11 protein-coding genes are annotated in these 10709 nt (G+C 70.0%); 4 read left to right on the top strand and 7 right to left on the bottom strand.

Features of this window, described 5'->3' with window-relative positions; genetic code table 11:
• Positions 1-117: 117 nt before the first annotated feature.
• Both ACWD3D_RS02260 and ACWD3D_RS02265 read right to left on the bottom strand, forming a co-directional pair.
• Positions 118-1815, bottom strand: a complete 1698-nt coding sequence (locus ACWD3D_RS02260; RefSeq protein WP_451459020.1) for an FAD-binding protein — start codon at positions 1813-1815, stop codon at positions 118-120.
• 121 nt (positions 1816-1936) lie between these two features.
• Positions 1937-2167, bottom strand: a complete 231-nt coding sequence (locus ACWD3D_RS02265) for a hypothetical protein (RefSeq protein ID WP_451459021.1) — start codon at positions 2165-2167, stop codon at positions 1937-1939.
• Between the two features lie 156 nt (positions 2168-2323).
• Here ACWD3D_RS02265 and ACWD3D_RS02270 point away from each other — a divergent pair, with 156 nt between their 5' ends.
• Positions 2324-3166, top strand: a complete 843-nt coding sequence (locus ACWD3D_RS02270) for a hypothetical protein (RefSeq protein WP_451459022.1) — start codon at positions 2324-2326, stop codon at positions 3164-3166.
• 404 nt (positions 3167-3570) lie between these two features.
• Positions 3571-3774, top strand: a complete 204-nt coding sequence (locus ACWD3D_RS02275; protein ID WP_451459023.1) for a hypothetical protein — start codon at positions 3571-3573, stop codon at positions 3772-3774.
• 190 nt (positions 3775-3964) lie between these two features.
• Here the strand turns inward: ACWD3D_RS02275 and ACWD3D_RS02280 are convergent, their stop codons facing one another.
• Positions 3965-4339: a metal-sensitive transcriptional regulator gene (locus ACWD3D_RS02280; protein ID WP_451459024.1), complete on the bottom strand. Its 375-nt coding sequence runs from the start codon at positions 4337-4339 to the stop codon at positions 3965-3967.
• 285 nt (positions 4340-4624) lie between these two features.
• Here ACWD3D_RS02280 and ACWD3D_RS02285 point away from each other — a divergent pair, with 285 nt between their 5' ends.
• Together ACWD3D_RS02285 and ACWD3D_RS02290 are read left to right on the top strand one after the other, a co-directional pair.
• Positions 4625-5245, top strand: a complete 621-nt coding sequence (locus ACWD3D_RS02285; protein ID WP_266706158.1) for a DUF47 domain-containing protein — start codon at positions 4625-4627, stop codon at positions 5243-5245.
• Between the two features lie 5 nt (positions 5246-5250).
• Positions 5251-6249, top strand: a complete 999-nt coding sequence (locus tag ACWD3D_RS02290) for an anion permease (protein ID WP_451459025.1) — start codon at positions 5251-5253, stop codon at positions 6247-6249.
• 162 nt (positions 6250-6411) lie between these two features.
• Here ACWD3D_RS02290 and pstB read toward each other — a convergent pair whose 3' ends face one another.
• The 4 genes from pstB to pstS form a co-directional block, all read right to left on the bottom strand.
• Complete coding sequence (gene pstB / locus ACWD3D_RS02295) at positions 6412-7188, bottom strand: phosphate ABC transporter ATP-binding protein PstB (RefSeq protein WP_387375870.1); 777 nt, start codon at positions 7186-7188, stop codon at positions 6412-6414.
• Between the two features lie 29 nt (positions 7189-7217).
• Positions 7218-8288 carry a phosphate ABC transporter permease PstA gene (gene pstA, locus ACWD3D_RS02300; RefSeq protein WP_451459026.1) on the bottom strand — a complete coding sequence of 357 codons (1071 nt, stop codon included), beginning with the start codon at positions 8286-8288 and terminating at the stop codon, positions 7218-7220.
• Complete coding sequence (gene pstC, locus ACWD3D_RS02305) at positions 8285-9280, bottom strand: phosphate ABC transporter permease subunit PstC (protein ID WP_451459027.1); 996 nt, start codon at positions 9278-9280, stop codon at positions 8285-8287. The genes pstA and pstC overlap by 4 nt, the downstream gene beginning before the upstream one ends.
• A 219-nt stretch (positions 9281-9499) precedes the next feature.
• On the bottom strand, positions 9500-10645 hold the full coding sequence (gene pstS, locus ACWD3D_RS02310; RefSeq protein ID WP_451459028.1) for a phosphate ABC transporter substrate-binding protein PstS: 1146 nt from the start codon (positions 10643-10645) through the stop codon (positions 9500-9502).
• Positions 10646-10709: the final 64 nt, after the last annotated feature.

Raw genomic sequence — 10709 nt, forward strand, 5'->3', positions numbered from 1 at the left:
GCCGACCCCGTGGCGGGACGGCCGACCCCGTGCTGGGATGGCCGAATCCGTGCTGGGGGACGGTGATCTGACGGGGTGGCGGTTTCCCGCCGTGGTTATTTCATGGGCGCGGCGGTTTCACGGGGTCTGCGGTCCGGCGAAGAGCTTCTCGGGGTCGTACTGTTCGCGGAGCTTTTCGAGGCGGTCGGCGGAGGAACCGAAGTAAGCGCGGCGCCAGTCGGTGAGCGTGGGGTCGGTGTAGTTCTGGTACGCCTCTCCGGAGGCGTGCGGACCCATCGCCGCATGGATGCTTTTCAGCCAGCCCTGTGCGGTGGTCGCCGAGGTTCCGGGGGCGCCCGGGCTCCAGGCGGCGATGTACTGGGCGAGCATCCGGGAATCGCGGTGCACGAAGGCGGTCGCGTCCCGGGCGACCCGGTTGACCGCTCCGCCGAGGGCCGTGAGGATGACCGACCCCTTCGCGCCCTCTCCCGCGGACAGCCGGGTGAACGCCTCGACGCGACCGGTGAGGGAGCGCACCCCCTCGGGCGGCAGTGACTGGTTGAAGAAGTCGGAGGCCGCCGCGTACGTCTCACGCCCGAGGACACCCTGGGCCTTGCGCCCCGGGGCCGTACCGGGCAGATGGCACTGGTCGGCGGTGAGACCGGCGCAGCCCGCGTAGGCCAGCATCGCCTCCTCGTAGCCGCGCCGGCGCAGGGACACGGTGGAGGCGGACGACCCCACGCGGTCGGCGAGCCGGTCCACCGCGTTCTGCAGGTCGCCGTAGGTGCCGAGGCTGAACACCGCGAGCGACACGGTGGGGTCGGCGCCGTCGGCGCCCGCGTCGAAGTGGAGGGAGGACCAGATCTCGTCCGGCTGGTCGGGCCCCCACTCCTGCCAGGCGGCGAGCACCGCACCGGCCCGGGACCACGGCCAGCTGAGGTTGCAGACGACGGTCTGCGGGGCGGGCGAGGTACGGAAACCGAGGCGGGTGACGACCCCGAAGGAGCCGTTGCCCCCGCCGCGCAGCGCCCAGAAGAGGTCCTTGTTCCGGGTGGCGTCGGCGGTCAGGGTGCGCCCGTCGGCGGTGACCAGGGTGGCGGAGGTGAGGTTGTCGCAGGTCAGACCGTACGCGCGAGAGGCCACGCCGTGGCCGCCGCCGAGGGTGAGGCCGGATATGCCGACCGTGGCGCAGGAGCCGCCCGGGACGGTGAGGCCGTGGGCGCCGAGGCTCCGGTAGATGTCGCCGAGCCGGGCGCCCGCGCCGACGGTCCCGTCCGGGTCGACACCTGAGAGCGCCGAGACGTCGACGACCAGGCGCCCGGTGCCGGCGGACAGGCCCGCGTAGGAGTGGCCGCCGCTGCGGATCGCCACGGGGGTGCCGGACGTACGGGCGAAGGCGAGGCACTCGCGTATGTCGTCCTCGTGCCGTACGTAGGCGACGGCTGCGGGCCGCTGGGAGTCGAAGCGGGTGTTGTAGAGCCGGCGGGCGGTGTCGTACGCGGAGTCCCCGGGCCGTACGAGGGTCCCGTCGAGGCCGCGGCCGAGCGCGGGCCAGTCCGCCGGGGCGCTGCCGCCGGACGCGGACGGAGTGACCGCCGGTCCCGGAGACCCGGCGGTGGAGCGGGACGGGCCCGAGGCGGAAGCCCCGGAAGGGCCGGCGGCGGGGGCGTCCGGGGACGAGCAGGAGGTGAGCGCGGCGAACGCCCCTGCGGCCAGGACGGTGCGCCGGGCGAGCGACCGGACGGGGAGCGGGGTGAGTGGCGGAGCGAGTGCGGGCACGGGGCTCGCGTGCCGGGCCGTAGGGATCGTCGGGCCGGTGAGGCAGGGCTGGTTCATGGGACCTTCCGGGGCCCGGTGCGGCGGGGCCGCGACCGGGCAGGATGCCGGGCGCTCGAGTCTGCGGAGCGGCGGGCGGTTCGGGACCTCGTCGGTGGGTGTGGTGCCGGCGGGGGACGGATCAGGTCGCGGTCCGGTGGCGTTCGGCGTCGGTGCGGGCCAGGTCGCGGGAGCGGCGGGCGGGTCCGGACCAGCCGCAGGAGCAGCGTGCCAGACAGAACGAGCCGCGTTCGATGGTGGTCGCGATGTGGTCCTGAGCTGCGGCAACCGGCTCGGACGGGGCGTGGGGGCCGGGGGGATGGGCGGCGCACGCCGGGGTGCGCCGGGCAGGGTGAACAGCTTCCTGATGCACGTGCCCACGGTACTGGTGGGTCGGCCCGGACGGGAGAGGTCCAGGCTTCCCCGCCGCCGATCGGGGTGGACCGGCGTGACGGGGGACGGCGGCCGTCGTTATGCGGAACGGGCGAGGGTCCGGTTCCGGCGTGAGTTCGTTGGGGGTTGGCAGGCGATGGTGGTGCGGCAGCACGGGTGCGAAGGCGCGGCACTGGCTGTCCGCGCGCTGGCCGTGGCGGGTCTGCTCGCCGTGCTGGCCGGTTGTTCCGGCGGCGGGAGCGGGACCGTGACGGGTGCTCCGACGGACGAGTCGCCCGGGCTGGTGCTCGACCGGGCGGCGGACGTGCTCGCCGAGTCCGGCGGGGCGGAGACGAACACCTCGATGGAGACCTCGGCCGGTGGCACCCGTGTGACGATCCGGGGCCAGGGCGCGTACGACTTCCGCAAACAGCTCGGCCGCATCAAGGTCGTGCTGCCGAAGGACGCGGCCGGGGCGGAGGAGCACCGGCCCATCACCGAGCTGCTGACGCCGGGCGCGCTCTACATGAAGAACCGGGGGGCCGGGGTCCCGGAAGACAAGTGGGTACGGATCGACACCACGGTGCTTGCGGACGGCAACCTCGTCACCGGCGGAGTCACCGACCCGATGGCCGCGGCCGAGCTGCTGCGCGAGGCCCGTGGTGTGACGTACGTGGGGCGGACCGAGCTGGCGGGCATCGGGGTCCGCCACTACCGGGGGACCGCGGACATCGGCAGTGCGGCGGGGGCCGCCTCGCCCCTGTCGCGGGCGGCGCTGACGGCCGCGGCGGGCGGCTTCCGCACCCATGCGGTGCCCTTCGACGCCTACCTGGACGACGAGGGCCGGCTGCGGAAGGTCCGCCACCGTTTCACCTTCTCGGCCGAGGGCCCGGCGGTGACGGTGGTCTCGACGATGCTCCTGTACGGGTTCGGAGTGCCGGTCACCGTGGATCTGCCGGACGGGGCGGACCTCTACACGGGCGAGATCCGGCAGAGCTGAGGCGATGGCGATGGCGGCGGTGGTGGTGGCGGTGGCGATGAGGGGGCGAGGGCGATGAAGGGGGCGGCGAGGGCGGCGGCAGCACCCGCGCCGACGAAGGCGTCCGCGTCCATGACGGCGCACGGTCACCGGAGCCGGAGCCGGAGCCGGAGCCGGAGCCGGAGCCGGAGCCGGAGCCGGAGCCGGAGCCGGAGCCGGAGCCGGAGCCGGTGGCTGGAATCCGATGCTTGCGTCCGAGCCTGCGGTGCTGTATTCGGAGAAGACAACTGGACGTACGGGTGTTCGATGGGCGAGGGCAGCCCTCTTGGGAGGGGCCGAAATGGCCCGTCCGTGTCATGCGCGCGGCGCCTGGTGGTCCCTACGCTTGGAGTCTGTGCGCCAAGGGCCGGCGACGGTAGAGAGAGGTGACGCAGGTGGTGACGCTCAGCGCTCCGAACGCGCAGGAGTACGTGGCTCTCGCCGAGATCGAACTCTGCGGCGAGCTGATGATCGCCGCATCGTCCAGCCCCGAGGACCGGCTCAGTCCGGACCGCATCGACGAGGTGCTCAACGTGGGCGAGGCCGCCGGAACGTCCAACATTCCCCGCCAGGCCGAACGAAGGTCCTGACCGGACCCGACCGTGACCACGTGTCACGTGTCACGTGTCACGTGCGGACGTCACGTCCGGGCGCACACACGAGGCGCCACGGCCGGGAGGGAACGCCACGTCGGAGCGACCGTCACGCCCGGAGCGGCTGCGGGCCGGGTGGCTGACCAGCAGGCCGGTTGGCACGCCGGCCGGGGGTGCGGAACGGACATCAGGTGCGAAGCAGGCGTGCGATGGCCTTGGTGGCCTCGTCGACCTTGGCGTCGATCTCGTCCCCGCCCTTGACGGCGGCGTCGGCGACGCAGTGGCGGAGGTGTTCCTCCAGCAGTTGGAGCGCGAAGGACTGCAACGCCTTGGTGGACGCCGAGACCTGGGTGAGTATGTCGATGCAGTAGGTGTCCTCGTCCACCATCCGCTGGAGACCCCGGATCTGGCCCTCGATCCGGCGCAGGCGCTTGAGGTGCTCGTCCTTCTGATGGTGGTAGCCGTGGACGCCCCGGTCGTGGTCGGTCACGGGCCCGGCCGGCAGGCCGAGGGGTTCGGGGGGAGTGGCGCCGGTCTGCCCGGTGGCCTCGGTGGTGGTCATGGGGTCCTCCCGTTGTCTCGTGCCCGTGCGTGGCGACAGCCGTGAAGGCGGGAGTACCGAGAGGTGCCCGTTCCGGGGCGTGCCCTGTCGCCGGACGCCGCCCGGACTCTTCCCGGGCTGTATACCCCGGGTGGGTATATGGTAACGAATCGAGCCGAAACGTGACCCGGGGGCCGTGCTGATCACGCTGATCGATGGGCGACACTGAAGAATGCCGGTTAGCCGTGGCCGGATGATGCGCCTAGCATCAGCCTGACCGAATCCAAAGCATCCCGAGGACCCCACGTGCGCTTTCGTCTGACCCCCAGGGAGACGAGCTTCTACGACATGTTTTCCGCGTCCGCGGACAACATCGTCACGGGCTCGAAACTCCTTATGGAACTGCTCGGAGCGGATTCTTCCTCCCGAGCCGAGATCGCGGAGCGCATGCGGGCGGCGGAGCACGCGGGGGACGATGCCACCCACGCGATCTTCCACCAGCTGAACTCCTCCTTCATCACGCCGTTCGACCGCGAGGACATCTACAACCTCGCGTCGTCGCTCGACGACATCATGGACTTCATGGAGGAGGCCGTCGACCTGGTCGTTCTGTACCAGGTCGAAGAGCTCCCGAAGGGTGTCGAGCAGCAGATCGAGGTGCTGGCCAGGGCGGCGGAGCTGACCGCCGAGGCCATGCCCGGGCTGCGGACCATGGACAACCTCACCGAGTACTGGATCGAGGTCAACCGGCTGGAGAACCAGGCGGACCAGATCCACCGCAAGCTGCTCGCCCACCTCTTCAACGGCAAGTACGACGCCATCGAGGTGCTGAAGCTGAAGCAGATCGTCGACGTGCTGGAAGAGGCGGCCGACGCGTTCGAACACGTCGCCAACACGGTGGAGACCATCGCGGTCAAGGAGTCCTGACTCCAGTGGACACCTTTGCGCTGATCGTGACCATTGGCGTCGCGCTCGGCTTCACCTATACCAACGGCTTCCACGACTCCGCGAACGCCATCGCCACTTCGGTCTCCACCCGGGCGCTGACCCCGCGGGCGGCCCTGGCGATGGCCGCGGTGATGAACCTGGCCGGTGCGTTCCTCGGACAGGGCGTCGCCAAGACGGTCAGTGAGGGGCTCATCGCCACGCCCGAGGGCTCGAAGGGGATGGGCATCCTCTTCGCGGCGCTGGTCGGCGCGATCATCTGGAACCTCGTCACCTGGTACTACGGCCTGCCGTCCTCCTCCTCGCACGCGCTCTTCGGCGGCATGGTCGGCGCGGCGCTGGCCGGCGGGACGCTGGTGCACTGGGACGGGGTGCTGGAGAAGATCGTCATTCCGATGTTCCTCTCCCCGGTCATCGGCCTGGTCGTCGGCTACCTCTTCATGGTCGCGATCATGTGGATGTTCCGGAAGTCCAACCCGCACAAGGCCAAGCGCGGTTTCCGGATCGCGCAGACGGTCTCGGCGGCGGCCATGGCGCTCGGCCACGGTCTCCAGGACGCCCAGAAGACGATGGGTATCGTCGTGATGGCCCTGGTCATCGCCGACGTCGAGGGCCCGAACGACGAGATCCCGGTCTGGGTCAAGATCGTCTGTGCGCTGATGCTGTCGCTCGGTACGTACGCGGGCGGCTGGCGCATCATGCGGACTCTCGGCCGGAAGATCATCGAGCTGGACCCGCCGCAGGGCTTCGCGGCCGAGATGACCGGCGCGTCGATCATGTTCGGTTCGTCGTTCCTCTTCCACGCCCCGATCTCCACCACGCACGTCATCACCTCCGCGATCATGGGTGTCGGCGCGACCAAGCGGGTCAACGCGGTCCGCTGGGGTGTCGCCAAGAACATCATCCTGGGCTGGTTCATCACCATGCCGGCGGCGGCGCTCGTCGCCGCGGCGAGCTACGGGATCGTGTACCTGCTCTTCGGCTGACGCCCGAACGCCCGAACCGTGGATACGGGGCCGCCCCCGTTCTCTTCGCAGAGAACGGGGGCGGCCCCTTTTGCCTTGCGGTGGCACCGCCATGCAGCACCGCGAGGCCGATCGGGGTCGCCTGCCCGGAAGGCGTCCAGGCAGGCGAGGGGTGGGGCCGGCTCAGCCGAAGCGGCCCGAGATGTAGTCCTCGGTCGCCTGGACCGACGGGTTGGAGAAGATCCGCTCCGTCTCGTCTATCTCGATGAGACGGCCCGGCTTGCCGACCGCGGCGAGGTTGAAGAAGGCCGTGCGGTCGGAGACACGCGCCGCCTGCTGCATGTTGTGCGTCACGATGACGATCGTGAAGCGTTCCTTCAGCTCGCTGATCAGGTCCTCGACCGCGAGGGTCGAGATCGGGTCGAGCGCGGAGCACGGCTCGTCCATCAGCAGGACCTCGGGCTCGACCGCGATGGCGCGGGCGATGCAGAGCCGCTGCTGCTGACCGCCGGAGAGGCCGGAGCCCGGCTTGTTCAGGCGGTCCTTGACCTCGTTCCAGAGGTTGGCGCCCTGGAGCGACTTCTCGACGACGTCGTTCAGCTCGCTCTTGCGGTACTTGCCGTTCAGCTTCAGGCCCGCCGCGACGTTGTCGAAGATCGACATGGTCGGGAAGGGGTTGGGGCGCTGGAAGACCATGCCGACCGTGCGGCGCACGGTGACCGGGTCGACGCTCGATCCGTACAGGTTCTCGTCGTCCAGCAGCACCTTGCCCTCGACGCGGCCACCGGGGGTGACCTCGTGCATCCGGTTCAGGGTGCGCAGGAAGGTGGACTTGCCGCAGCCGGAGGGGCCGATGAAGGCCGTCACGGAGCGGGGTTCGACGGTCATCGAGATGTCCTCGATGGCCTTGTGGGTGCCGTAGTAGGCGGTGAGGCCGCTGACGTCGATGCGCTTCGCCATCTGAATCACTGCTTCTTTCGTAGCCGCGGTCAGCGGCCGGTCTTCGGGGCCTTCCAGCGGGCGATGCCGCGGGCCACCAAGTTGAGGATCATGACGAAGGCGATCAGCACCAGTGCCGCACCCCAGGCGCGGTCGTACGACGCCTCGGAACCGACCTTGTACTGGTCCCAGATGTAGAAGGGGAGCGAGGACTGCGGGCCGTCGAAGGGGTTGGTGTTGATCAGCTGGCTGCCGAAGACGAGCAGGATGATCGGCGCGGTCTCACCGGCGACACGCGCGATGGCGAGCATGACACCCGTGGTGATGCCGCCGATCGCGGTCGGCAGGACCACCTTCAGGATGGTGCGCCACTTCGGGATGCCGAGGGCGAACGACGCCTCGCGCAGCTCGTTCGGGACGAGCTTGAGCATCTCCTCGGTGGAGCGGACCACGACCGGGATCATCAGGATCGACAGGGCGAGCGAGCCCATCAGGCCGGAAGGCCCGAGGTCGGCCATGAGCATGATCGAGAGGATGAAGAGGCCGGCGACGATGGAGGGGATGCCCGTCATCACGTCGACGAAGAAGGTGACCGCCTTGGCGAGGGAGCCCTTGCCGTACTCCACCAGGTAGACGGCGGTGAGCAGGCCGATCGGCGCGGAGATGACGGTGGCGATGCCGACCTGCTCCAGGGTGCCGACCAGCGCGTGGTAGACGCCGCCGCCCGGTTCGGCGGAGAGCACTCCGGCCATCGAGTGGGTGAGGAAGTAACCGTCGAGGACCTTCGCTCCCCGAGCCGCCGTGGTCCAGAGCAGGGAGGCCAGCGGGATGATCGCGAGGACGAAGCAGACCCAGACGATGCTGGTCGCGAGGCGGTCCTTCGCCTGGCGCTGGTTCTCGACCACCGTGGTGGTCACGTACGAGATCGCCAGGAAGAGCAGCGCGGCGATCAGGCCCCACTGGACACGGCTGTCCAGGCCGGCCGCGGCGCCGATGCCGACGGCGAGGAGGATCGCGACGACGGCGAACCCGAGCGGGGCCCAGCGCGGGAGGGCGCGACTGCTGAGGGAGCCCTTGGACGGCGTCGGGCGGTCCTGGACGCCGGTCGATGCGTGGCTCATGCGTTGGCCCCCGAGTACTCCTTGCGGCGGGCGATGATGAGCCGGGCCGCGCCGTTGACCAGCAGGGTGAGCACGAAGAGGACGAGACCGGAGGCGATCAGGGCGTCACGCCCGAACTGGGTGGACTCGTCGAACTTCGCGGCGATGTTCTGGGCGAAGGTGCCGCCGCCCGGGTTGAGCAGGTGGAACGAGATGAGGAAGCTGGGCGAGAGGACCGTGGCGACGGCCATCGTCTCGCCGAGTGCGCGTCCCAGGCCGAGCATCGAGGCGGAGATCACGCCCGAGCGGCCGAAGGGCAGCACCGAGAGGCGGATGACCTCCCAGCGGGTGGCGCCCAGCGCCAGGGCGGCTTCCTCGTTCATCCGCGGGACCTGGAGGAAGACCTCGCGGCTGACGCTGGTCACGATCGGCAGGATCATGATCGCGAGCAGGATGCCTACGGTGAAGAGCGAGCGGGCGACGCCGACTTCGGTCTTCTCGAAGAGGTAGGTCCAGCCGAAGAACTGGTCGAGCCAGAGGTTGAGGCCCTCCAGGTGCGGGACCAGGACGAGGGCGCCCCAGATGCCGTACACGATCGAGGGGACCGCGGCGAGCAGGTCGACCGCGTAGGAGAGCGGCGCTGCCAGCTTGCGCGGTGCGTAGTGCGAGATGAAGAGGGCGATGCCGACGGCGATCGGGACCGCGATGACCATCGCGACGATCGAGCTGACGACGGTGCCGAAGAGCAGGACCGCGATGCCGAAGACCGGAGGGTCGCCCGCCGGGTTCCAGTCGAAGGTGGTGAGGAAGTTGCCCTCGTCCTTCGAGACGGCGAGTACGGCGCGGTAGGTGAGGAACACGGCGATGGACGCCATGATCACGAGAAGCAGGATGCCCGAGCCCCGGGAGAGGCCCAGGAAGATCTTGTCGCCCGCGCGCCCGCCGGACTTGGCGGGGAGGCTCTGGCGGGCCGGCGGTGCCGGTGGGATGTCTATCGGTGTGGTGGAGGCCATGGTCTTTCCGGTCTGTGTGAGGGAGCGGGGCTCCCCTGGCGGCGGTGCACCGGATGGGAAAGCGCGGCGGCCGGCCGGTGGCCGATGCCCTTTCGGGGCCCCTGCCCGACCGGCCGCCGGTCGTTCACGTCCGTACGGCCCGGTCCGGACGAGGGGCCGGGCCGTACGGGGTTCCGCCGGAGGCGGAGGCGTTGCTGGTGTGGCGTGGTGCCGGTGTGACTAGGAGAGGGCCGAGATGGTCTCGCGGACCTTCGCGTTGATCTCGGCCGGGATCGGCGCGTAGCCGGCCTCGGTGAGGAGCTTCTGGCCCGCGTCGGAGGCGGTGTAGGTCAGGAAGGACTTGACCGTCGGAAGGGTCTCGGCCTTGTTGCCGGTGTCGCAGACGACCTCGTACGTGACCAGGACGATCGGGTAGGCACCCTCGGCCTTGGTGGTGTAGTCGAGGTCGAGCGCCAGGTCCTTGCCGGTGCCCTTGATCTTGGCGGCGGCGATGGCGGCGGAGGCGGTCTCCGGGGAGGCCTTGACCGGGGCGGCGGCACCGGTGTTGATGTCGACGGTGGAGATCGACTGCGAGGAGGCGTAGGAGAGCTCGAAGTAACCGATCGCTCCGTCGACCTGCTTCACCTGGGCGGCGACACCGGCGGAGCCGGACGCGGCCTGGCCACCGGGGGCCGGCCACTTCTTCTCGGGCTCGTACTTCCAGTTGTCACCGGCGGTGGCGGCGAGGTACTTGCCGAGGTTCTGCGTGGTGCCGGAGTCCTCGGAGCGGTGGAAGGGCTGGATCGCCTTGTCCGGCAGGCTGACGCCCGGGTTGAGCTTGGCGATGGCCTCGTCGTTCCACTTCTTGATCTTCGTGTCGAAGATCTTCGCGAGGGTGGGGGCGTCCAGCGTCAGGCTGTCGACACCTTCGAGGTGGAAGCCGATCGCGATCGGGCCGCCGACCATCGGGAGGTTGATGCCCTGGCCGGTCTTGCAGATCTTCTTCGAGTCGGTGACCTCTTCCGGCTTGAGCGCGGAGTCGGAGCCGGCGAAGCCGACGGTGCCCTGGTTGAAGGCGATGATGCCTTCGCCGGAGGAGGAGGACTTGTAGTTGACCTCGACGCCGGAGCAGGCGGCCATGTAGTTCTTGACCCAGAGGTCCACGGCGTTCTTCTGCGCGCTGGAACCGGAGGCCAGCAGCTGGCCGGTGGCACCGTCGCAGGAGATGTCCGAGGCGGCGGCGGAGGCGGACGCGCTGGTGCCGCCGCCCGTCGCGTCGCTGCCGGTGTTGTCGTCCGAACCGCACGCCGTGAGGACCAGGGCGCCGGAGACGGCGAGGGCACCGAGCGCGGTGGCACGAAGCCGGTTCTTGCGCTGAAGCTTCACTTTCGGGTGTTTCCTTCCGGGAGCCGCCGTGGTCGATACGTTCTACGACGGCGTGCGATGTGGA

It is taken from the genome of Streptomyces sp. NPDC002690, from assembly GCF_053592415.1.

Bases quoted from the DNA above. Each gene is read 5' to 3' on its own strand.
- ACWD3D_RS02270 (WP_451459022.1), top strand. From the start codon at position 2,324: ATGGTGGTGCGGCAGCACGGGTGCGAAGGCGCGGCACTGGCTGTCCGC.
- pstC (WP_451459027.1), bottom strand. From the start codon at position 9,280: ATGGCCTCCACCACACCGATAGACATCCCACCGGCACCGCCGGCCCGC.
- ACWD3D_RS02260 (WP_451459020.1), bottom strand. From the start codon at position 1,815: ATGAACCAGCCCTGCCTCACCGGCCCGACGATCCCTACGGCCCGGCAC.
- pstB (WP_387375870.1), bottom strand. From the start codon at position 7,188: ATGGCGAAGCGCATCGACGTCAGCGGCCTCACCGCCTACTACGGCACC.
- ACWD3D_RS02280 (WP_451459024.1), bottom strand. From the start codon at position 4,339: ATGACCACCACCGAGGCCACCGGGCAGACCGGCGCCACTCCCCCCGAA.
- pstA (WP_451459026.1), bottom strand. From the start codon at position 8,288: ATGAGCCACGCATCGACCGGCGTCCAGGACCGCCCGACGCCGTCCAAG.